Here is a 21,646-nt window from a genome sequence, read left to right on the forward strand (position 1 = left end):
CCGGTATTTTTTGCCGGTATTATTACCACCGGCAAGTCATTACTTTATCACTTTTCTTTCTCCAGGTCAACCGGTATTTTTTCCCACTGCCCGGTCATTATTCCTGCCGGATTCTTTCTCCGGCACTCCCCCGGCGTTTGCCGCCGGGAGTTATAATTTTATCACTTTGCTCGTCCGGGGTCAACCGGTAGTTTATTCCACCCTTTGCCTTTATACCGCCAACAGATTGCAAGGCCCTGAATAAGCCCTTCCGAACCCAGGGCTCACTTATATGCGGCGTTTTCCGCCGGCAAGGTATAAGTTTATCACCGGCTATGTCTATTAATCAACCAGAAATTCATGGAAAGCATCCCTTCGGTGATAATTTACCGCAAAGGGCGTGCTGCAGTGCTGCAACGCGCCCTTTTAACAGCAATCCGGTTACTTACCCAGATCCTCTGCTTTTTTCCTCGCATCGGGATAGAATAGTGATTCGCCAAATTTATCCTTGCCGAAGTCACCGATTATTTTTTGAGTTTCCGGGCTTATCATGTACTCCACAAAAGCCTTTGCTCCCGCAGCGTTAACCTTGGGAAATTTCTCCGGGTTAACCTGCATTACGTGATATATATTCAGCAATCCCTTGTCGCCCTCGCATAATATAGCCAGTTTCAGATTTTTCTTCTGTGCAAGGTAGGTGGCCCTGTCGGTAAGGGTATAGCCCTGCTTGTCATTGGCGATGGTTAATGTCTGGCCCATGCCGCTGCCGGTTTCCTGGTACCATTTTTGCCCCTTAGGGTCAATGCCGGCGGCTTTCCAAATGTCCTGTTCCTTCTTATTTGTACCGGAATCATCCCCCCTGGATACAAATATTGCTCCTTTTTCCGCTATCTTTTTAAATCCCTCGGTGCTGCTCTTTACCTGCTTTAAGCCCGCAGGGTCATTTTCCGGTCCCACCACAATAAAATCATTATGCATTACCAACTGATAGTTTGTAGCTACGCCTGAATCCACCAGGGGCTTTTCTGATTTCTGAGCGTGAGTAAGCATAACATCCGCTTCTCCCTTTTCCCCCATGGCAAGAGCCTGGCCGGTTCCCACGGCAATGGGCTTAACCCTGTAGCCTGTCTTTTTCTCAAAATCGGGAATAAGTACGTCCAGCAGTCCGCTGTCCTGGGTGCTGGTGGTGGTGGCCAATATAACGTCTTTAACTTCCGGCTGGGCGGCTTCCTTAGGCGCATCCTTGGTTTCTGTTTTAGCCTGGCAGCCAACCAGAGCCAGGGCGAATAAAGCCACCAGTAATGCTATAACATTCTTTTTCAACACGCACATCTCTCCTATTGTACTTTTTTCAGCATATCTTAAACATTTGGCCTTAAGGATAATTCCTTACCGGCCTTAATAGCAATCTAATCTCTCTCAGTTCTCCCCCGGTCCTTTTTATATCTAATTTTTAAGATAGCCTTTGCCTGCCGAGCATACCGGCAAGCCTTCACAACCCCAATCCTGTCACGTGATTCCCCTGGCAGCACCTCCTTGTTATGGTATACTTTTGGGCATAGGGGACTGAACAATATTAGCCGTCCCTTTACGCCAAAATAGGCAATCATGTATCCGTATTTGGGTATTTTTCCAGAACGCAGATACTGTGGTTATCCATGGTCCTTATTTTTAATTTGAAAGCTTCCGCGATCCAGGCAAAGGTTTTGGGGCTGTAAAAGCATATATGGGTAATGTCGCTGCGGTACCACCAGCCGTTAAAATCGCGGCAGGTGGTGTGAAAAAGAGTTTTAACAGCTAAAATACCCCCCGTCCCCAGCAAGGGTTCCAGTAAATTCAGTGTTTTCCCCGGATTCCGTAGATGCTCGAATACTTCGGTACTTGTAATCAGGTCGTATTCTTTACACAAAACCGATTCATCCGGATAGAAAAAAGGATCGTATACATCCGTATTAATACCCAGCCCTGCCAGCAGCGTCTTTAACACGGGTTCAGGGCCGCAACCAAAATCAAGGGTTCTTTTGATATTATTTATTTTGTCAATTCCGGCGTCCTTAATAAAACCACTTAAATATTTGACATACCCGCTGTTGTTAATAGTGTTGTCGTGCTTTTTATAACGCCCGAACTCCTCTTCCCTGCCGGGGAAAAAACTTTCATCCAGGAATATTAAATCGCACTCCGGGCAATGGTAGTATTTCTTTTTGCCATATATTCCATATTCCGCCGCCGTACTTCCACAAAGCCTGCAGATTTCGTTGTTGCTTCGGGTCATTCTTTTCGCCTTTTCGTCCGGAAAATTTATTATGGGCAGTGCCTAAAAACCGTACGGACATGGACGTCCTTTTATCCCACCATTACTTTATCCTCGGGATATTTAATCTTTTCCCTGCGTTTTGTCCTCTGGGTCAAGGCAAATACGGCGGTGATGGTGCCCACCCGGCCCAAAAACATGGTCATGATAATCAGCAGCCTCCCCGCCGGGCTAAGCTCCGGTGTCAAACCCATGGAAAGGCCCACGGTACCGAAAGCCGAGACCGTTTCAAACAGCACCAGAAGAAAATTCTCCTCCCTCTCCACCGCCATAAGGGCTATGCTGACGACGACGATCAGTAAAATGGCCAGCAATAGAACGGCCAGCGCCTTTATTACCTGGTCCTGGGTGATGGTTCTTTTGAACAGCTGGGTATTACTCTTGCCCCTGGTCAGAGAAAGCACGGATAGACCCAGCAGCGCAAAAGTGGAGGTTTTGATTCCACCCCCGGTGGAACCCGGCGAGGCCCCTATAAACATAAGTATGATTATAAAGAAAAGCGTATAACTGTGCAGATGGCTGATGTCAATGGTATTGAAACCGGCAGTTCTGGGGGTTACCGACTGAAAAAACGAAGCCAGGCATTTTCCCCAGGGGGTCAATCCCTTTAGGGTATTGTCCATTTCAAAAAAATAAATAAAAACGGCGCCTACGGCGATAAGTATCCCCGAGGTCCAGAGCACCAGTTTTGTATGGGTGAAAAGCATCTTTCTGTGACGGTAGTTCAAAATGTCGATTATTACACCAAAACCAATGCCCCCCAGAATTATCAGCGTGGCAACGGACATTGTGACCACCGTGTCATTAACATAGCCGGTAATGGAACTGAAATTTCCGAAGATATCAAAACCGGCGTTGTTAAAGGCGCTGATGGAATGAAAAATACCGAACCAGAGGGCTCTTGGATACCCCAAGTCCGCTCCCAGCCTGACGGCCAGTATCACCGCAAAAAAAAGCTCCAGTAAAAATGTAATAATCAGTACGTATTTGCTGAGCCTGACCACACCCTGAAGGCTGTTCTGGTTTAACGACTCCTGTAAAATCAGCCGGTTCCTCAGTCCTATTTTCTTGCCCATCAGCATGTTAAAAAAGGTTGCCATGGTCATAAAACCAAGGCCTCCGATCTGGATCAGCAGAAGTATCACCAGTTGTCCCACGGGCGACCAGTAGGTGCCGGTGTCCACCACCACAAGTCCGGTTACGCAAACCGCCGAGGTGGAGGTGAATAGAGCCGTGATAAAATCCGTGTATTCCCCGCCGGCTGAGCACCCGGGCAGGGTTAAGACAACGGCCCCGGTTAGTATGGTAAGGGCAAAGCCCAGTACCAGCAACTGTGGAGGGGTCAGGCTAATAGCTTTTTTAAACACACTCTTTCTCTGTAACTGTTCAAATGACGGCATTTTTCCTCCGCTTTAGTCCTTATAGATAATGGATAAAAATAACCGGATCGCACCAATAAAGGATTTATAGTTATTTTCTATTTTTCCTGCAAACTCAATAATTATATCCCGAATAAAAAAGATTATTAATATAAACGCACTCAAAAAAGCGGGAGAACCTGGAGGTTCTCCCCTTAAGTCATATCTTTACCGCCCTTTCCAGTATCCTGTACATGCGGTCCACCATGCCCCTGGGGTCGGCTATCAGACCGGCGGCAATCAGTGCGTTGTCATAAAGCTGCTCCGCGGCAAGCCTGGCGAACTCTTCATCCTTATTGCGCAATTCCGCCAACCCTTTTATAAGCTTGTGTTTAGGGTTTATTTCCAGCGCCTTTCTTGCCAATCCCGCAGAGTCATTGTTTACCATCTGCATTACCCTCTGCATGGTGCCGGTCATGTAATTATCAAGATTAATCAGGACAGCAGGGCTGTCCACCAGCCGATGGGACTCTCTTACCTCGTTCACCTTGCCCTCCAGGGTCTGCTGCAGCCAGGTGGTGAGGTTGGCCAGGCTAAGACTGTCGAGCTTTTCTTCATTATCCTGAACAGTCTCCTTTGCCTCCGGGAGATCAAGCTCCGACTGATCAGCGGAAACCAGTTTCTTGCCTTCAAATTCGGCCAGGTTGCTCAACACAAAATCGTCTATGGGCTCGTGAGTGTATATCACTTCAACGTCCCTGATCCTGAAAGCTTCGAGGTAGGGCCCCGCCTCTATGATTTCCCGGTTGGGCCCGTTGATAAAGTATATGTTTTTCTGTTCATCCTTCATACGGGTCACGTACTCGCCCAGGGATGTATATTTACCCGGTTCGGATTTTGACGATTCGAAACGAAGCAATGGAGCTATGTCCTTCCTATGCTGAAAATCCGAAGTGGCTCCCTCTTTTAAAAACATACCGAAGGTGTCCCAAAATTTTACGTATTTATCAGAATCGTTTTTCGCCTGTTCAGCCAGGAATTTTAAAAACCGGCCGGTAACAACCCTGCGTAGTTTTGCCATCAGGGCGCTGTCCTGCATGGTCTCCCTTGATATGTTCAAGGGTATTTCCTCGCTGTCCAGCACGCCCTTTAAAAAACGCAGCCACTCGGGCAGCAGTCCTTCGGCCTGCTGCTGAATCAGCACCTTGCGGCAGTATAAATTCACCCCCGGTTCCATTTTTCCGAATCCGTATCTTTCAAAATTATTTTCCGGCACGAACAGCAGCGCATTAATGGACAGAGGGGCATCAGCGGAGAAATGCAGCCTGTACATCGGTTCTTCAAAGGCATTGGCAATATATTTGTAAAACTCGTTGTACTCTTCTTCCTTTATTTCATTTTTATTCAGGGACCAGATAGCCTGTACGGTATTAACCTTTTCACCGTTAACCGTTATTGGGAAAGGCACGAAACCGGAGTATTTTTTGATAATATTTTTAATCTTATCCGGAGAGGCAAATTCCCCGGCCTCTTCCTTTAGTTCAAGCAATATACTGGTGCCCCTGCTCAAATCTTCCCGGACCGACAGGGAATAGTTGCCTGTCCCGTCCGATACCCAGACGTAACCCTGCCTGCCGGGACTGTATGAACGGGTGAGTACCCGAACCCTTCCGGCAACCATGAAGGCGGAATAAAATCCCACTCCAAACTGCCCTATTAAATTTACATCCTTTTTATCCGTTTCGGCCAGGTGCCTTAAAAAAGCCCTGGAGCCGGAGTGAGCTATGGTGCCGAGGTTTTCCACAATCTCCTCTTTACTCATACCTATTCCGGTATCCGTGATGGTTATGGTCTTTTCTTTTTCATCAACCTCTATTTTAATTTCCAGAGGCAGTTCGCTATCGCGGACATCCTTTTCCGTGAGCCTCAGATAACGAAATTTTTCCAGCGCGTCCGCGGCGTTGGAAATAAGTTCCCGCAAAAATATTTCCCTATCGGTATAAAGGGAGTTAATGACAATATCCAGAAGTTGTTTTACTTCCGCTTGAAATTCCATTGTTTCAGAGCTTTTTACTTCATCCGTATCAGACATCATCCGTAAACCTCCTCTTCCATTATTCTGAACACTCACAGCCTTCACTGGAAAGGCTGCAATACAGTTTCAACAAGCTGTTTTTCCAAGATATATTATACTCATCCTTTGTTTTCCGGAAAAGTTTTTTTTAATTTTTGTCATATTAATGGCAATCCTTTTTCTCTGGCATTTTGAATAATTAATGATAATATTATAATTAATATTTAGCCAAAGGACACTGTGGAGGGACATATGAAGAAAAAACTGGGACTGGACATAGACGGGGTTATAGCCGATTCCCAGGAAGTGATAATTGAACACCTTAACCTGATATTCGATAAAAATTATAAGCGCGGCGATTTTTTTAATTTTGACCCGGCGCGCATGTTTGGTGTTGATCGCCATACAGTTGACCGTTTGATTATGGAACGGGAGCTGGATATTATCAAAAGAGTCAAACCCATAAACGGGGCTGCGGAAACAATAGATAAACTGCGGGAGGTTTTTTCAATTCATCTTATCTCCGCCCGAACTCCGTCGTTTTACCACAGCACGTTGGACTGGCTGGAAATGCACAGCGTTAAGTGTGACAACCTTATCCTGCTGGGACATCATGACAAACGGCAATCCTGCCTGGACGAGGGCGTAATCCTATTTGTGGAGGATAACAAAAAAAATGCCTATCAGATAAACACCTGCGGCATTCCCGTCTACCTGTTTGACGCAACTTATAACCAGGGTGAACTCCCGGAATCAATTCAAAGAGTATATAACTGGGAGGAACTGTTTAATTATATATTAAAGGATTTCTGCCTTGACAAAGCCGGAACATCAGCCTGAAAGGGTGTCTGTTTTGGAAGAAAAAAGCGCCTGGATGATTATAAACGACCTTTCGCCTGTGTGGGACATTTCAGAAGCTTTAATTGACTGGGGATTAAAATTAAAATACGGTGTGCCCGGGGATATTGTATTATTTCCCGAGTTCGCCGGGATTGTTGAAATAAACAAATCAGCAGGCTCCCTGGAGGAATTGCTGTCCTTTCCCTCATCATTCTACAGCTGGCCCGACAGGGCGGTCTTTGTCAATTTAAATGATTATTCCCGCAAAAAAGCCAGGGGCTACAATTCCCCGGTACATGAATTGGGACACGCCTGCCATCACTTTTTGCAGGAAAATGATATCCGCCTGGCGCGGCAAATAACCCGTCAATATCAATGCCGAAAAGAAAAAAACCGTTTTCTGGACAGCTATTCCCACACCAGTGAAAAGGAATTTTTCGCGCAGTATTTCATGCATTTTCATAATACCATGCTGTCCATGCACCCGGCTGTTAAAACAAAATGGGAGCTTAAAATGTTTGACCCGGAATTTTACGATTTCATAATCCGGGTGAAAAAGGATTTCAACGAAAAGCATTCCGGGTAACTTCAGTCCAAAACAAAAACCCCTTATTAAAGGGGTCTTTCCTATAACAGGTTATCTTCAATCCACTTTCTCACATCGGTGGTAATGTTATAAATATTATCCCGGGGTTTGGTTATACCCTGTTCCTCCAGGGCCTTGTCCAGGATTTCCTTAGGCGGCTGTTCTTTCAATATGGTGCTGTCACTGAGTCTTTTTTTCATCCGGTACAGCGCCAGCTGCGGATTGCCGTCGCATACGTCTATAACAAAGCTGTAACCGACGGTGCGCTCATCTTTAAATTCCTGCTTCAGGTTTATATCCCAGATTATTCTGTCCTTGATAGCTTCAAGAGCTCCCATGATATCTCTCCTTTTCTTTTATTAACTATATTGTTTAACAATGACTGGTTTAAGTCCTTCTTCATTTAGCAATAGGAGTGCTTTGTTAATTTTAGCAGGAAATAATAATTATTTGCATTTCTTCTTGCCCGGAAAGACTCCACCCCTGATACCCCTGGTGTCGGAGATGTGGTAAAATGTTCCGGGCTGTATGCACTCCAGTAGATCAAGCGCCCTGTCCAGATCTTTTCTTTTAAGATTGACAAACAGTATTACCCGCTCACCATCCCTGCCCTGACCCTGCAGGCTGGTCACCCCAAAGCCCTCGCTCCGCAACCGCTCGGTAATTTCTCTCACCTTGTCGGCCTTGGGGAATATCTGCAGGGACAAAAATCCCAGGGCCAGCTTGCTGTCAATTAAGCTTCCCACATAATTGCCCGTGGCAAACCCCCCCGCGTAGGCGACAATTTTTAATGGATCCGTGAGCCCGCCGGACAAAACCTGGCTTAAGGCAAGTATAAAAACCGTTACTTCCACAAACCCGATGACAGCAGCCATTAAACGCCGGTCCCTGGTGAGCATTAATATTCTTATTACATCCAGGGACATGTCAACCACCCTGGCAGTGAAAATAAAAAGGTAGCCCAATACCAAAGGCAGCCAGTTCTCCATGTAAAGCCTCCCCCAAAGGAACTGGGAACACTAATACAAGCGTTCCCAGTTTTATTAATTGTACTTATTCAATACAAAATATATAATTCCTTCCCCTTTTAAAATTTCAATGATTATTTGCTTAATTCCTCCACCTGCTCCCGCAATTCCACCAGATGCATCTTTTCTTCCTCCAGCAGCTTGCTGAACAGGTCCCTGGCAGGCTGAAATTGAATTTTATTGTACATTTCCTGGTATACCAGTATAGAATTCTTTTCCGCCTGAATTCCAATGCCCAAGGCCCATAAGGGAGTGTCGCAGTCATTGCCGCCTCCCCGGCTTTCATCAATTTCCGGAAACACATCGGCCAGGATTATAGCTTTTAAATATTTTTTTGTCGCCCCGTCCAGGGCGTCCTCTTTTTGCCCGGACAGCTCCATTCCCAAAAGCTTTTGGAAGGATTTTTTATGTTCTATTTCCTCAAGAGCCAGTTTATGAAAAATATCCCTGGTGGCTTGATTCTTCACCTTCAGCGACATGTGGGAATAAAATCTGTGTCCTTTTTCTTCGTTCTCCATGGCCATGCTGACAATATCCTGCAAGGAAAAATCATGCTCCATAAACTCACCCCTTTAAAATTATTAAACATACTATCCGGAGGCGCTTTTTTTCCACTCCAGCAGTGACCGGTAGCAGTCAGCAAGCTTTTTCGCGGTGCCCCGGGAGGATATGTGCCAGGCGTTTTCCCTGGCCTTTAAGCTCATTTTTTCCCTTAACAGCCGGTCCTTCAACAACAGCGCAATCTTTTCCACAAACTCATCCCGGTCTTCCCCGGTAAGAAAGCCATCTTTTCCGTCTTCCACCATTTCACTGACCCCAAAAGCTTTTACCGCCACCACGGGCAATCCCGCGGCTTTGGCCTCACCTATTACCAGACCCTGGGTTTCCGTTACCGAGGCAAATACGAATATATCCGCTCCCACATAGCAGTTAACCACATCCTGCCAGGGCATTTTCCCGGTAAATATAATTTTTTCCGTCAGCCCGCTCACCTTGGCCTGTTTTTTCAGCTTTTCCTCTTCAGGTCCTCCACCCACCAACACCAGGCAGGAGTCTGCGCTTCTATGGTGTATTTCTTTAAACGCCTCCAGCAGGAAATGAATATTTTTCTCCACACCAAGCCTGCCCACGAATAGAAGTATTTTTTTCTCCCGGTCAATATTGTATTTTTGTCTTAGCCAGCCGGGATTACTATTAATAAACTTTTCCACCTCGATGCCCGTGGGTATGGTCTCCACCCTGGCGTTCACGCCAAGCTCCTCCAGGTGTTTGGCGATTATCCCGGTGGGGGTGATAACCATATCGCAGCCGTTGCAAAAATCCCTGCACAGGCGCCTGGTAATCTCCCTTGTTATTTCCTGTCCCAGGGGCACGTAATGAACATATTGGTCGTAAAGGGTGTGAAAGGTAAACACCAGCGGAATGCCAAGCCTTTTGGCGTATTTAGCCCCCAGTCTGCCCAGCAGGAAGGGGGAGTGCACATGAATAATGTCCAGTTTTAAGTTTCTTATTACCGGCTTGAGCCGGATTGAGAAAGGTATTGCCAGGGTGTAGCCCGGATTGGTAGGCGCCGGCAGGGAGGCGAATCGGAATACCCTGTTTTCCTTGGCGCACTTCGGATAACTGGGAGCAAAAATATATACATCGTGTCCCATGTCCGTCAATTCCCGGGTAAATACTTCTATTGACTTTACCACCCCGCTGGTATAGGGAAGGTAACTGTCCGTAAAAATTCCTATTTTCATTGGTATCTCCTGAATTAATTACCTGATATTCCTAATATAAACTGGTTTTATTATATCATGATTTCCAGTATTCAGTTATTTAAACCTCCACTGTCCATTTGTAACAAACATTGTTTACCCTCCAGCCCTCTTTTCCCCTGTTCATGGTGTAGACGGCCTTGCCCCGCTGCCTTGCCCCGGATATTACGTCCTCCACTTCCAGAACGGCTTCGGCGGTGGCGCTTTGGGGATTTATTTCTTTTACGTCCACCGACACAAGTTTTGCCCGGCTGTACCAGTCGGTGCTTTTGCGGTTGAAGTTCCAGGCGTCCCGGGTCAATTTTACAAGCAGCTCGCCGTCATAATACTTGCTTAATAATGCCTTGACTTCATCCTCCGTTTTTAAATAAAGCCACGAATCGTCTTCCACCGCTCCCTTTATTACCGAGTTTATTTCACCAAAATCACCGCCGGCCGCAGCCAGCCCGTTCCTTTCCATCAGTGCGGCAGGGTATGTGGCAAGAGATAATGCCAACGCCAGCAGTAACAATAACCACCTTTTCATATGCCCTTTCCGTCACCCCCTGTTTATATATTTGACCCTTTAAACTATTAAGCCTTCCATTTTATGTTAATTTTACCATAATATATATCATAAAAAAAGAACACCCTATGGTGTTCAAAAAAGATGATCTTATTTTTTTCACTCATTAATTTTTGTTATAGCCCCCTCATATACTCCGGCTTGAGGTTGTACTTCCCGGGCCGGCTCAGCACGTCGTCCAGCAGCTCTGTCAAACGCTCCCGGTCTTTATTCAGCGTACCTTTCAGCGGCAGGTAATTGGAGGCGTGATTGCAGCGGAAAACACAGCCTGTAAGGTTCATATTCTCCAGCATCCATTTTATTTCTTGCAATGATTCCAGAGGATTCAGCAATGACAGCCCGCCCTGTTTAATTTTGTCGTAGATTGGCGTTTTCGGCACGGGCATCAGGGTTAAAGCTCCAATATAGGTGGGGTCCATCCTGCTCAAAAGCTTTGCGGTGTCCACCGCGTGCTCCCTGGACTTTTCCCTTCCCCCCAGCCCGGTGATCACTGTCACGGACAGTTTAAAGCCCGCTTCCAGCGCCTTCCTGCCGGCTTCCTCCATTTCAGCCACGGTAACACCCTTGTTAATTTCTTTTAAAATGTTCTCATTACCGCTCTCAACGCCGAGATAAAGGATTTTTAAACCTGCCTTTCTTATTTCCAGCAACTCGCCGGGAGACTTCCTCAGTATGTCCTTGGGCCCTGCATAGGCGGTAACCCTCTGCAACCGGGGAAAGGCACTCTCAAGCCTTTTCAAAAGGCGGATAAGCTGTTCGGCGGGCATGGCCAGTACGTTGCCGTCCGCCAGAAATATTCTCCTTACATCCCCGGCATACTTTGAGGCGTCTGCTATATCCTCTTCAATTTCCCGCCATTCCCTGATTCTAAACTTCTTTCCCTTATACATGCCGCAAAAGGTGCAGGCATTATGCGAACATCCGATGGTTACCTGCAATATTAGGCTGAACGCCTCGCTGGGCGGCCTGAATAACGGTTCTTCGTAACGCATGTGAAAAGCACTTCCTTAAAACTATACTCCGAAGGAAATCCCCAGCTGCCTGGCAGTTAGCACCAAATGGTTATCCAGCGGCACCTTTCTAAGCTCCCCTACGGCGTTGCCCAGGGGAACCGAAGTGATATCTATACCCTGCAGGCTTACCATGTGGCCGTACTTTCCATCCATTATAAGATTTACCGCCGCAACTCCATAACGTGTGGCCAGTATCCTGTCGAAGGCCGTGGGAGAGCCGCCCCTTTGCAGGTGGCCCAATACCGTAACCCTGGATTCCTTATCCGTCAAGTCCTCTATTTGTTTGGCCACCACGTTGCCTATTCCGCCCAGCCTAACCGGCTCAAAGCTTCCTTCCACCATTCTTTGCACCACCACGTCGCCGTCCTGGGGCTTTGCCCCCTCCGCCACCACTATGATGCTGAACTTTTTGTTGCTGGCGCTGCGCTGATTGACCTTTTCTATTACCTTGTTGATGTCAAAGGGTATTTCAGGAATAAGTATCACATCAGCTCCGCCGGCAATGCCTGCCGCCAGTGCAATCCAGCCGGCGTACCTGCCCATTACCTCCAATACCATTACCCTGTGATGAGACTCCGCGGTGGTATGCAGTTTATCCAGGGCCTCGGTGGCTGTGGTCAGGGCCGTGTCAAAGCCGAAAGTCTGATCCGTGGCGGAAAGGTCGTTATCAATGGTCTTGGGCACTCCCACCACGTTAAGGCCTTTTTCGTGCAATTCCCTGGCAATGGACAGGCTTCCGTCCCCTCCTATCACTATCAGAGCGTCCACCTCATGAATGCTGATGTTTTCAAAAACCCTGTCTGAAACATCCACAAAGGCCATTTCCCCGCCCTTCAGCACAGGGTAATGAAAGGGATTATCCCTGTTGGTGGTGCCCAGTATGGTGCCTCCCCGGGGAAGAATCCCGGCCACGTCATTTTCGCCCATTTCCCTGGCCTGGTTTTTAATCAGGCCTCCAAAACCGTTTTGAAAGCCTATTACAGTCAGTCCGTACTGCCTGACTGCCGTTTTTACAACTGCCCTGATAACCGCATTCAGCCCCGGGGCGTCTCCCCCCCCGGTGAGTAAGCCTATTCTTCTAATAGCTTTGGTCATGGGTATCCCTCCGGGTCATTAATATTTGTTACTCTATTATTCGTCCTATGTATTTATAAATTCAGCTATGGCCTTATTTAAACCGGCGGGCTGTTCCAGCATCATCATGTGCCCGGCGCCGTCGATAATTTTAAATTCCGCTTTCCGTATGCCGTCCGCCAGCCGCCGGCCATATTTAACCGGAGTCATGACGTCCTGGGCTGACGAAACCACAAGGGTGGGCACATTAATATCATCCAGCAAAGTATCAACGTTAAAATTATCGCAGGCTAAAAAATCCTTGTAAAACACTTCAGGGGCCACCGACTTTAATTCCCGGGCGGCCGCGTCCAGCATATTCCCGGGAGTATCCTTGCTATACAGGAAATTCTCCATTCCCTCAGGGATATTTCCGTTTTTAAAGGTTTCCAGCAATTCCTGCTTTACTCTCAGCCTGGAGCCGGTTCCTATGAGAATGAGACCGGCCAGCCTCCCTGGATTGTTCAAGACATAATCCAGGGCCACGGCGCCGCCCATGGAATGTCCCGCCAAATAAAAGGGAATGCCCAGAAGTATCTCCGCCAGCTCCCGGATGAATGCGCTGTAAGCTGAAATACTGTCCAGGGGCGCGCCTCCGGACAGTCCATGACCGGGAAGGTCCGGTGCTATTACCAGATATTTCTTGCCCAATTCCGCCACCTGCTCGCTCCAGTGCCTGTGGCTTCCGCCGGCGCCGTGGACGAATATTATGGCCTGTTTGGGATTGCCCGGGGACGGCAGTCCTGCGCCGTAATGGTATTTTTCTCCCCGCATGGTAACATAAGGCATGGGAACCCCTCCGCTTTCAGATGAAAAACCTACCGGCGCCAGGTTCCGGTAGGTCTTAAATCATGATGATAAGGCACTTGCTTTTATTATTTTAAATTCTAATGGCCGTGATCGCAACCGTGGCTTCCGGCCGCCGGTTTTGGATCCTCATATTTGTCCCACATTCTGGCAAAGGGATAGCCTATGGCCAGCAACGCCACGGTGGTTATAAAACCAAAAATAATTCCTAATAACCAGTTATCAAAAAACATGCCGGTTTTCACTCCTTCCAGCAGCCGTCCGCCCCCTCCTGGCGCAGGGGGTGGACGGTTCATAAAAATTTATTGTCCCGCTTTTTGTGCCATCTCGTTTAATACTTCCTTAAGACGTTTTTGGGCGTCCCCGTATCCCGACCAGTCGCCTTCCTTTAATCTGGCCTGGGCTTCGTCATAAATTTTATTGGCCTCGGAGGCCAGCTGGCTGACAGTCCTGTCGGCCTGGGGCTGCTGCTGCCCTTCAACTTGTTGGGGCGGCGCCGCCGGCTGCTCTTTGCCGCCGAATATCTTTTGGAGCGCAATATCCAGGGTGGGCTCCATTACCACCCTGTCGCCGTGGATAACTATAACCCTGCGCAATTCAGGCATTTTGCTTTGCTCCGCCTGCAGGTAAAGCGGTTCCACGTACAACAGTGAATCCTTTATAGGTATAATCATCAAATTGCCCCGGATTACCTGTGACCCCCTCTGGTCCCACAGGGCTATCTGCTGGGATATGGTGGTGTCCTGGTTTATCCTGGCCTCCACCTGCATGGGACCGTAGACCAGTTCCTGCTTGGGAAACTCATACATCAGCAGTTTGCCGTAACTCTCCCCGTCAGACCGGCCGGCCAGCCAGGCGATCATGTTCTTCTTGTTCTGCGGGGTAAAGGGCAGTATCTGGATGTATTCCGTGGATTTTTCCCCGGGCAGTCTTACAATGGTGTAGTAGGGCTCCAGGGTCTGCTCCTGGTCGTAAAACATTTCCGTGGGCATGTTCCACTTGTCTTCTTTGTTATAGAACACCTCCGGGTCGTCCATATGGAACACCGTGTATTTCTGCGCCTGGATAGTGAACATGTCTTCGGGATACCTGATATGACTCTTTATACCCTCCGGCATCTTGTCCAGGGGAAGGAAAAGCCCGGGGAAAATCCGGCTGTAGGTTTTTATCACGGGATCCTTCTGGTCGGCGATGTAAAACTTAACATCACCGCTATAGGCGTCCACCACAACCTTAACCGAATTCCTGATATAATTCAATCCCCCGGTAAAGGGCTCGGCGTAGGGATACATGTTTGTCACCGTGTAGGCATCCCACAGCCAGTACAGTTTTCCGCCGTCAACCACCATATAGGGGTCGGAGTCATATTGCAGGAAAGGCGCTATTTTAGGCACCCTTTCCTTAATGTTGCGGTAATACAGCACCTGGCTGCCGCTGTTTACCTCGCCGGAAAGCAGTAGCTTGTAATCGCCCATGACGAAGGCAAACATGAGCCTTCTAAATATGGAGCCTACCTTAACTCCATTCTTTCCCTCGTATTTGCTGTAAGCGTTGTCATCGCCCCTGGGGTAATCAAACTCCAGTTCCCTGGTATTGACGATTACATAATTGTCGGTCAGTTCCCCGAAATAGATTTCCGGGCGCTCAACCTTCAAATCCACACCGGACGCCGGTGGAATGTCCTTGATAAACAGATTGGGCAGTCCTTCTCCGGTAACCTCATTTACCGGACTCATCACTATACCGTAGCCATGGGTATATTTTAATCTCTGGTTGACCCAGGTTTTGGCCTGCTCGGAAAGCTGCTCCTGGTTAAGCTCCCTGGCGGATATCATCACCTGGCGGTATTGGCCGTTAATATTATAACGATCCACGTCAATATTTTTAAGCTCGTAGTACAGCCTCATCTCCTGCAGCTGGCTGTAAGTCTGCTGCAGGGGCCGGTAATCCCACAGCCTGATATTTTCTATGGTTTCCGGGTTTTGCCGGATGTCTTCCGCATTCAAGGTCTTGCCGGCGGGGAAGGGCCGGCTTTCCACCTGGTCCAGCCCATAGGCTTTTCTGGTAAACTCAATGCTGTTCTCCAAATACGGTTTTTCCCGGCTGAGCTCATTGGGAACCACTATAAATTTTTGAATCAGGGCGGGATATACTCCCCCCAGGGCCACCGAGGCAACCAGCAAAAATCCTATGGTGTACATTACCAGCCTGAAGCGGCGGAGAAAAACGTTGACCAGAACCACCGCGGCGCACAGCAGCGATACGAAGAACAGAATTTTGTAGGCGATCAGTGTGGCGTGCACGTCGGTGTATCCTGGTCCGTATACTATGCCGCTCTGGGTATGCATGAGATTGTATTGCTCAAGCCGGTATCCCCATGCCCTGATGGCAAAATAGACTGCCGCCAGCGCCGAAAGGTGGAAGCGCGCGGATTCCGAGCGGAAAAGCTTGGCCTGTCCGCCTCCCCGGGCTGTTTCGGCCACAAAATAGGCTACCGCGGCCCAAAGGGCAAGCAGCAGAACTATCCAGGTCAGCAGCCTGTAGATAAATTGATAAAAGGGAAGCTGGAATACGTAAAACCCCACATCCTTGTTAAAAATGGGATCGCTATACCCGAAGGAGCTGGGATGGAAAAATTTCTGCAGAATAACCCAGTCTCCGGTAACCGCCGTTCCTATAAAGAAGGCCATTACCAGGCTGATCAACCCAAACACCATTATCACCGGCCCGGAGCTCACGTATTTGCTCCAGGGAGACTGGTACAGGGTTATTATATTGTCATCCTGCTGTAGTTGTTTAGCCGACTCCACCGCCTTTAACAACGCCTTGCGGGCGGGAAGCAGGTTTATGAACATCAGCACGAAAACAACCGCGCCAACAACAATTTTTAAACCGATTTCGGACAGCAGTATTTTCAGAAAAACATTCTGGTAGCTTAGGCTGGCAAACCACAGCCAGTCAATGTAAAGACTTGCGCCCCAGCGAACCATAGCCAGCAGTACTATCAGAAGTACAAATGCCGCTATTGTTACCTTGCGTAGTCCCTGACTCAAAAATTCTCCCCCTTTTTCGCACTACCCGATGGAAGAACATTACATGGGTTTGGGCACTTTTTGAGATTCATCGGATTCGTGTCTTATTTTTGCCTCGCACATCTGGCAAAATACCACCGGTGATTTTTTTTGGGACTCATCCTCATCATCGTAGGGATCCGGCTTAAACTCCTCCAGTTCAACGGGCCTTCCGCACATCATGCAGCGAATTTGCATGGAAAACACCTCCAAGTATAATATATGTCTAATGCGCCATCAGTGTATTTTCGCCCCGGGATTATTAAATTCCTGCCTGCTCAGGGGTGTCGATTATTGTTAATCAGTCAAGCGGCCAACCATTAATGGAAAGGGATAAAGGCATTAAAAGCGCGTCTTCAAATCTCCCGCCAGGCTTTCAGGCATATGCAGGGTCCAGGGGTCGTTGTGCAGCACTTGCAGATGGCTAACATCACTTCCCACCACCGGGAAAATGGTATAGCGCCCCACAATCCTGGCATGTATTCTAAAACCCTCCTCCGCCCTGGGGGCAAAATACAAAACGGCGTTGAACGCGGGCACGTTAACGGAATCATAATAATCGACTACCTTTTTAAAGCCTTCCAGAACATTTTCCAGAGCACTTTGGGACAGGTCCTCCGGCGATACGCCCCCGGGCAGAACCCCGGTAACATCCACCAGCGCCCTGGGGGCGAAGGTAGCCAGCCAGTCCGCCGCGCCGGTTTTGCCTATGTATCTCTCGCCCTCTCTCTCAATTTTTACCAGGTCGTCCCAGAAGTTGGCGCCATTATTCTCTTTATATTCATTGGCGGCTGTTATCATCTGTCCGTCGTAGCTGGAAGGTTCCGGGCCGCTAATCACCTGCAGGTGGGGATGGATTAAAGAGCCCCCGGCATAAGGCATGTAATTCCAGTTGATTGAGCAATATCCGGTCCCGCCGGGGTCCTTCTCCGCGGCGATTTTGAGAAACTCCAGCCCGGCATTGAAACTGTCCAGCATCAATTTCACCGTTATCTCCCGCATGGGCACATAATGCCTGGGAGTCATAACCACCACCGCGGTGTGCTTTTCATAAGGGTGCAGATTTGGAACCAGCACCGCTTCCCCCACCTTTAGCCGTCCGCCCGGGATAAAATCGTCAGGATAGCGGGGAGTCGCCGCCTCCAGGCTATCCGGGCAAAAAGGGCAGAACCTTTTTCTTGACTCTTCCACGTAGGGAGTCCAGTCAAATCTGGGAAAGCCAATTTTACGAAAGGGGAAAATCCTCACCAGCTGTCCGGTTAAGGGGTCGAAGCGGGTTTCACTGTCAGCTTCCCTTAGCTCAAAATTGTTCATGGGATCGTGATACAATGTTTTATTAACCACACGTTTTAAATTTACGGTCATGATTAAAATCCAACCTCCTATCAGGTTAAAACTGGTACTAAATATATTGTAACAATTTTTCACACAAAAAAAAATAAGCGCCCCTCACCGGGACGTTTATTCATAAATTATCTTTCCAATGCAAAATTAACGAGTCTTTCAGCCAGATCGTCAAATTCAATGCCGGCAGCCCTGGCGGAGTCAGGGTAAAGACTGGTTTCAGTCATCCCGGGAATTGTGTTTACCTCCAGTATATAGGCCTTGCCCTCAGGATCCAGTATAAAGTCCACCCTGGCCAGTCCCCGGCAGCCCAGCGCCTTGAAAGTCTTGACAGCCAGATTCTTAATTGTTTCCTGGATTTCGGCCGGAATCCTCGGGGGTATGATATGATCGCTAAGTCCCGCGGTATACTTGGCGGTATAGTCATACACCCCGGTGGCGGAAACTATTTCTATCAGGGGCAAGGCCACGGGATTATCATTTCCCAGGACGGAGGAGGTAATTTCAATTCCGCCGATCATTTTTTCCACCAGTGCCTCTCTCCCGTATTTAAAGGCTTCTTCAAGGGCGGGAGCCACATCCTTTGCTTCTTTCGCAAAGGTGATGCCGATGGTGGAACCCTGGGTGGGGGCTTTTACCACCAGGGGCAGGGAAATAATGCCCAGAATTTCCTTAACGGCTGTCTGCATTCCCTTTTCCCTGCATGTGTTTACGTCAACAACCAGAAAATCCGGAGTCGGCAGCCCCTCATAAATAAGAATTTTCTTGGTGGCAATTTTATTCATGCACATGGCGCTGGACAGCACCCCGGAGCCTGTGTAGGGTATTCCCAGCATTTCAAGCAGGCCCTGGATGGTGCCGTCCTCACCGTATGGCCCGTGCAGCGCCAGAAAGGCCAGGGTGATATTTTCATTTTTCAATTGCCCTACAAAATCCCCGGCAACATCAATTTTAACCGCGTCATAACCTTTATTTACAAGGGCATTGTAAATGGCCCCGCCGGTGCGCAGGGAGACCTCCCTTTCCGCCGACCGGCCGCCCAGCAGAACGCCTATTTTAACAGACAATGCTCTCACCCCTTTGATTATTTATACCTTAATCTATATTCTTATTCATCCGCAATAATCCTTTAAACCGGTGAATATTATGAAGAACAACGTCAAGAGAATATGCCGGATAAATGGTGATGGACCGGTATCAATTAGCCATGCTATAATAATAGTATAATTTCAAATTCAACAAAAGCGGCCGACCCTGCCAGAACTGTTTAAACTTTTATCCTTGACACAGCCGGCCGATGTGCTATAATGTTTATTGCGTCACACACCGCCAATGTTTACAGGGGAGTAGCTCAATGGTAGAGCAACGGTCTCCAAAACCGTAGGCTGCGGGTTCGAGTCCTGTCTCCCCTGCCAGAAAAAGTGAAGCGCCTCAAGGGATTGAGGCGCTTTTGCTTTTTTGTTTCTAACTGTCCCCTTACTTTATGGAGAGCAGTCAAGCATTTCCTGGCCAGGTATCTCCCCGCCCTGCAGGTGGTTGTTCATGATAACCCCTCCAGCCAACTTGTCTTCATATCTTTTTTCTGGTAAAATTTTTAGTAGGTATTGTAACGAGCCACCATATCTGCGCCGTAAGCAGCAGCCGGTGGTTTCTCTTTTTTACGGCCTTCAATGCCGTTTTTGGCCGCCCATATTTTTAGGTTTCGAATCTTTTTCTCAAGCTCGTCAATTTCACCAAGGATGATTTCAAGTCTTTCACCAGCACCAATTATCCCCGCTTTTGCACACTCCGGTTACGCTTTTCTTGCAAAAATACCGTATGTCTCGGAGTCCTCGCTAAGAGCTTCACCTTTTAAATTTTTATAAACCTTTTCAACCTTAAAATTATAGTCGTTAAGCAATTTTGTGATTTCCTCTAGCCCAAACAACCTGTGATATAGTCTTATAACCCTTGTGGCACCGTCTTTATCTATAATTGTATACTGATTTCCTTCGGTTTTTGGCTCATCATACATAAATATGTTAACTATTTCAATATACGGATTAGGGCTCCAAAACCCTCCTTCACAAATAGAAATACTGGTTGTTACAGAAGATTTCCTGTTATCGGTAACTACGTCAAATATAAAAACTCCATCATCTTTTAGTGAATCATGAATTTTGGAAAGCAGTCTTTTCTGCTCATTAGTATTAAGGGCACAGAAATCATAAAAGATAAGTGTGGCAATATCAAAGGATTTTTTAAAGCCGATATCAAGATAATTAATCTCGAAGAATTCTGTATTTTTATAGGTTGATTTAACATATTTGTTAGCGTAATTTATCGATCTCTCAGAAAAATCTATGCCTGTAACCCTGGCTCCCGTTTTGGCAAATTCTTTGACATACAGACCAGGACCGCATCCCAGGTCCAGCACATTTTTGTCAGCACCCATATTAGTCCATCTGATAATGAAATTGGTTTCGGCTTTAATCGTCTCTTTAGTTTTACTGGCAGCCTCTACTTCAGGATTCAAATGTAACCTAAGCATTTGCCCGGATATATGCCTATCATCCCAAAATTTGTCGGTGCTTTTTTCGAAAATTTCTGGTTTAGCAATTAATTTCTTCAGTGCTTGTAAATCAATTTTATTATCATTAATAATTCTCATAATTTAAAGTCTCCTTTTAAGTAATTCTTTAAGATTCTAAGGTAAAGTTAGTGAGTACAGAATAAGCCGTGCTAATTCTGTCGTTATTCTCAAAAGCTAAATCCATATTGATTACTTTTGAGAATATAAAAACGCCTCAGAATTCTGAGACGTCAAAATCAAAAACACTCAGAATACTTAAAACAACTCATCACAAATAAACCATTAGAAAAACTAAATGGTAATGCAAAATAGTTTATTTGGATTATAAATCGTTGTTTTAAATATCCGTTTCCAATTCATTCAATTGTTACAATGAACCGGATTAATCAACCCCTTTAACTTTACCTTACCTGTAAAAAATAACATGCCGAGCAAAAAAAGTAAAGGGGAACATACATTTCCCTGGCAGCCACTTCACCCGGAGCGGACAAATACTCACCCCCTAACGGGTAAAAGAAAAACGAGGCTCACGCCTCGTAGCGGACTTGGATATTATTGATGACAGGGTTTACCAACTTGCTTATCCTTACATATTGAATTGTGCATCAGGTTTTAGAATGCAAACAAAAAAGTTTAAGTCTCTATAGGTTCTTATGGAATTAGTACATGAATATTTATTTTATGAAAAATTTATTAGGGGTGATAAATGCCAATGCATATACACGAAACTGTTAATATCCCTATTGCGTTCAGACTTTGGTGAAATATGTCTAATAGTCACTTATTAATATATTTAATCAATAGGAGTCCGGGTAAAGTCCGCTGTAATCCGCAAAACCGGAGCCTTTTGACCTCACCGTTCAGCTCCATTTCAACGATCCCTCTTTTTTTATTCTCAGCCATTTCATAAGCCCTCCCCACTAATTTGAATAATTGGCCAGTTTATTAGCTGCCATAGGTCTTTGTCAGAACTCCGGTTCCGGTCAGGCTGATAGAAAAAGGTAGCTGCCACACATTCGGAGCCACTGCAAGGTTAACCCGGTTTACGGAAATGGCTACCCCTCCCACCGACACTGACTGAACACCCTGTTCGGCTTTCCTAATCGAATTGTCGATCCGCAACATCCAGAGGGCTTGTTCGTAAATCGCCTCATCAGGAATGGTTTTGTCGGTTTCGCTATAGTTTTTAAAATCATGTATAGTTGAATAGAGGCAGCAT

At 47.1% G+C, this 21,646-nt stretch carries 21 protein-coding genes and 1 tRNA gene; 3 read left to right on the forward strand and 19 right to left on the reverse strand.

Going from position 1 to position 21,646, the window contains the following annotated elements:
- Nucleotides 1-420: 420 nt before the first annotated feature.
- The 4 genes from DCCM_RS14415 to htpG form a co-directional block, all read right to left on the reverse strand.
- Entirely contained in the window at nucleotides 421-1,305 is an 885-nt protein-coding gene (locus DCCM_RS14415) for an ABC transporter substrate-binding protein (protein ID WP_373855483.1), read from the reverse strand.
- 280 nt (nucleotides 1,306-1,585) lie between these two features.
- Nucleotides 1,586-2,254: a class I SAM-dependent methyltransferase gene (locus DCCM_RS14420; RefSeq protein ID WP_104373093.1), complete on the reverse strand. Its 669-nt coding sequence runs from the start codon at nucleotides 2,252-2,254 to the stop codon at nucleotides 1,586-1,588.
- Between the two features lie 71 nt (nucleotides 2,255-2,325).
- Nucleotides 2,326-3,693: a TrkH family potassium uptake protein gene (locus DCCM_RS14425; protein WP_104373094.1), complete on the reverse strand. Its 1,368-nt coding sequence runs from the start codon at nucleotides 3,691-3,693 to the stop codon at nucleotides 2,326-2,328.
- Between the two features lie 178 nt (nucleotides 3,694-3,871).
- Nucleotides 3,872-5,746 carry a molecular chaperone HtpG gene (gene htpG, locus DCCM_RS14430; RefSeq protein ID WP_373855484.1) on the reverse strand — a complete coding sequence of 625 codons (1,875 nt, stop codon included), beginning with the start codon at nucleotides 5,744-5,746 and terminating at the stop codon, nucleotides 3,872-3,874.
- Between the two features lie 231 nt (nucleotides 5,747-5,977).
- Between htpG and DCCM_RS14435 the strand changes: the two genes are divergently transcribed.
- Nucleotides 5,978-6,565: a 5' nucleotidase, NT5C type gene (locus tag DCCM_RS14435; protein ID WP_104373095.1), complete on the forward strand. Its 588-nt coding sequence runs from the start codon at nucleotides 5,978-5,980 to the stop codon at nucleotides 6,563-6,565.
- Between the two features lie 13 nt (nucleotides 6,566-6,578).
- Nucleotides 6,579-7,151, forward strand: coding sequence for a hypothetical protein (locus tag DCCM_RS14440; protein ID WP_128739158.1), 573 nt, complete (start codon nucleotides 6,579-6,581; stop codon nucleotides 7,149-7,151).
- Between the two features lie 41 nt (nucleotides 7,152-7,192).
- Here the strand turns inward: DCCM_RS14440 and DCCM_RS14445 are convergent, their stop codons facing one another.
- The 13 genes from DCCM_RS14445 to DCCM_RS14495 all read right to left on the reverse strand — a co-directional run bounded on the left by DCCM_RS14445 (nucleotide 7,193) and on the right by DCCM_RS14495 (nucleotide 18,922).
- Nucleotides 7,193-7,489: a DVU0772 family protein gene (locus DCCM_RS14445; RefSeq protein ID WP_104373097.1), complete on the reverse strand. Its 297-nt coding sequence runs from the start codon at nucleotides 7,487-7,489 to the stop codon at nucleotides 7,193-7,195.
- Between the two features lie 108 nt (nucleotides 7,490-7,597).
- Nucleotides 7,598-8,140, reverse strand: a complete 543-nt coding sequence (locus tag DCCM_RS14450; RefSeq protein ID WP_104373098.1) for a DUF2179 domain-containing protein — start codon at nucleotides 8,138-8,140, stop codon at nucleotides 7,598-7,600.
- A 113-nt stretch (nucleotides 8,141-8,253) separates the two neighbouring features.
- The gene (locus tag DCCM_RS14455; protein ID WP_104373099.1) at nucleotides 8,254-8,739 is read right to left on the reverse strand and encodes a ferritin family protein; all 486 of its coding nucleotides are present in this window, start codon (nucleotides 8,737-8,739) and stop codon (nucleotides 8,254-8,256) included.
- 30 nt (nucleotides 8,740-8,769) lie between these two features.
- Nucleotides 8,770-9,924, reverse strand: a complete 1,155-nt coding sequence (locus DCCM_RS14460) for a glycosyltransferase family 4 protein (protein WP_104373100.1) — start codon at nucleotides 9,922-9,924, stop codon at nucleotides 8,770-8,772.
- A gap of 79 nt (nucleotides 9,925-10,003) precedes the next feature.
- Complete coding sequence (locus tag DCCM_RS14465; protein ID WP_104373101.1) at nucleotides 10,004-10,468, reverse strand: hypothetical protein; 465 nt, start codon at nucleotides 10,466-10,468, stop codon at nucleotides 10,004-10,006.
- Between the two features lie 155 nt (nucleotides 10,469-10,623).
- Entirely contained in the window at nucleotides 10,624-11,499 is an 876-nt protein-coding gene (locus DCCM_RS14470; RefSeq protein ID WP_104373102.1) for a radical SAM protein, read from the reverse strand.
- Between the two features lie 21 nt (nucleotides 11,500-11,520).
- A complete protein-coding gene (locus DCCM_RS14475) occupies nucleotides 11,521-12,615 on the reverse strand; it encodes a 6-phosphofructokinase (RefSeq protein WP_104373103.1) in 1,095 nt (364 codons plus the stop codon).
- Nucleotides 12,616-12,660: 45 nt separating this feature from the next.
- Nucleotides 12,661-13,422: an alpha/beta fold hydrolase gene (locus DCCM_RS14480; RefSeq protein WP_104373104.1), complete on the reverse strand. Its 762-nt coding sequence runs from the start codon at nucleotides 13,420-13,422 to the stop codon at nucleotides 12,661-12,663.
- Between the two features lie 98 nt (nucleotides 13,423-13,520).
- Nucleotides 13,521-13,673, reverse strand: coding sequence for a hypothetical protein (locus DCCM_RS18330; protein WP_207655614.1), 153 nt, complete (start codon nucleotides 13,671-13,673; stop codon nucleotides 13,521-13,523).
- Between the two features lie 69 nt (nucleotides 13,674-13,742).
- On the reverse strand, nucleotides 13,743-16,493 hold the full coding sequence (locus tag DCCM_RS14485) for a UPF0182 family membrane protein (protein ID WP_104373105.1): 2,751 nt from the start codon (nucleotides 16,491-16,493) through the stop codon (nucleotides 13,743-13,745).
- Between the two features lie 39 nt (nucleotides 16,494-16,532).
- Nucleotides 16,533-16,709: a hypothetical protein gene (locus tag DCCM_RS18735; protein ID WP_165792178.1), complete on the reverse strand. Its 177-nt coding sequence runs from the start codon at nucleotides 16,707-16,709 to the stop codon at nucleotides 16,533-16,535.
- A 144-nt stretch (nucleotides 16,710-16,853) separates the two neighbouring features.
- On the reverse strand, nucleotides 16,854-17,876 hold the full coding sequence (locus DCCM_RS14490; RefSeq protein ID WP_104373106.1) for a hypothetical protein: 1,023 nt from the start codon (nucleotides 17,874-17,876) through the stop codon (nucleotides 16,854-16,856).
- A 107-nt stretch (nucleotides 17,877-17,983) separates the two neighbouring features.
- Complete coding sequence (locus DCCM_RS14495; protein WP_104373107.1) at nucleotides 17,984-18,922, reverse strand: D-alanine--D-alanine ligase; 939 nt, start codon at nucleotides 18,920-18,922, stop codon at nucleotides 17,984-17,986.
- A gap of 273 nt (nucleotides 18,923-19,195) precedes the next feature.
- On the opposite strand from DCCM_RS14495, the gene DCCM_RS14500 reads away from it, so the two are divergent.
- Nucleotides 19,196-19,270 (forward strand) — tRNA-Trp (locus DCCM_RS14500).
- 377 nt (nucleotides 19,271-19,647) lie between these two features.
- Here DCCM_RS14500 and DCCM_RS14505 read toward each other — a convergent pair.
- On the reverse strand, nucleotides 19,648-20,505 hold the full coding sequence (locus DCCM_RS14505; RefSeq protein WP_104373108.1) for a class I SAM-dependent methyltransferase: 858 nt from the start codon (nucleotides 20,503-20,505) through the stop codon (nucleotides 19,648-19,650).
- A gap of 699 nt (nucleotides 20,506-21,204) precedes the next feature.
- Nucleotides 21,205-21,330 carry a hypothetical protein gene (locus tag DCCM_RS19525; RefSeq protein WP_269433757.1) on the reverse strand — a complete coding sequence of 42 codons (126 nt, stop codon included), beginning with the start codon at nucleotides 21,328-21,330 and terminating at the stop codon, nucleotides 21,205-21,207.
- Nucleotides 21,331-21,646: the final 316 nt, after the last annotated feature.

The organism is Desulfocucumis palustris (assembly GCF_002933875.1).
Lineage (GTDB): Bacteria > Bacillota > Desulfotomaculia > Desulfotomaculales > Desulfocucumaceae > Desulfocucumis > Desulfocucumis palustris.

Bases quoted from the DNA above. Each gene is read 5' to 3' on its own strand.
- DCCM_RS14420 (WP_104373093.1), bottom strand. From the start codon at position 2,254: ATGACCCGAAGCAACAACGAAATCTGCAGGCTTTGTGGAAGTACGGCG.
- DCCM_RS14425 (WP_104373094.1), bottom strand. From the start codon at position 3,693: ATGCCGTCATTTGAACAGTTACAGAGAAAGAGTGTGTTTAAAAAAGCT.
- htpG (WP_373855484.1), bottom strand. From the start codon at position 5,746: ATGATGTCTGATACGGATGAAGTAAAAAGCTCTGAAACAATGGAATTT.
- DCCM_RS14435 (WP_104373095.1), top strand. From the start codon at position 5,978: ATGAAGAAAAAACTGGGACTGGACATAGACGGGGTTATAGCCGATTCC.
- DCCM_RS14445 (WP_104373097.1), bottom strand. From the start codon at position 7,489: ATGGGAGCTCTTGAAGCTATCAAGGACAGAATAATCTGGGATATAAAC.
- DCCM_RS14450 (WP_104373098.1), bottom strand. From the start codon at position 8,140: ATGGAGAACTGGCTGCCTTTGGTATTGGGCTACCTTTTTATTTTCACT.
- DCCM_RS14455 (WP_104373099.1), bottom strand. From the start codon at position 8,739: ATGGAGCATGATTTTTCCTTGCAGGATATTGTCAGCATGGCCATGGAG.
- DCCM_RS14460 (WP_104373100.1), bottom strand. From the start codon at position 9,924: ATGAAAATAGGAATTTTTACGGACAGTTACCTTCCCTATACCAGCGGG.
- DCCM_RS14465 (WP_104373101.1), bottom strand. From the start codon at position 10,468: ATGAAAAGGTGGTTATTGTTACTGCTGGCGTTGGCATTATCTCTTGCC.
- DCCM_RS14470 (WP_104373102.1), bottom strand. From the start codon at position 11,499: ATGCGTTACGAAGAACCGTTATTCAGGCCGCCCAGCGAGGCGTTCAGC.
- DCCM_RS14475 (WP_104373103.1), bottom strand. From the start codon at position 12,615: ATGACCAAAGCTATTAGAAGAATAGGCTTACTCACCGGGGGGGGAGAC.
- DCCM_RS14480 (WP_104373104.1), bottom strand. From the start codon at position 13,422: ATGCCTTATGTTACCATGCGGGGAGAAAAATACCATTACGGCGCAGGA.
- DCCM_RS18330 (WP_207655614.1), bottom strand. From the start codon at position 13,673: ATGTTTTTTGATAACTGGTTATTAGGAATTATTTTTGGTTTTATAACC.
- DCCM_RS18735 (WP_165792178.1), bottom strand. From the start codon at position 16,709: ATGCAAATTCGCTGCATGATGTGCGGAAGGCCCGTTGAACTGGAGGAG.
- DCCM_RS14490 (WP_104373106.1), bottom strand. From the start codon at position 17,876: ATGACCGTAAATTTAAAACGTGTGGTTAATAAAACATTGTATCACGAT.
- DCCM_RS14505 (WP_104373108.1), bottom strand. From the start codon at position 20,505: ATGAGAATTATTAATGATAATAAAATTGATTTACAAGCACTGAAGAAA.
- DCCM_RS19525 (WP_269433757.1), bottom strand. From the start codon at position 21,330: ATGGCTGAGAATAAAAAAAGAGGGATCGTTGAAATGGAGCTGAACGGT.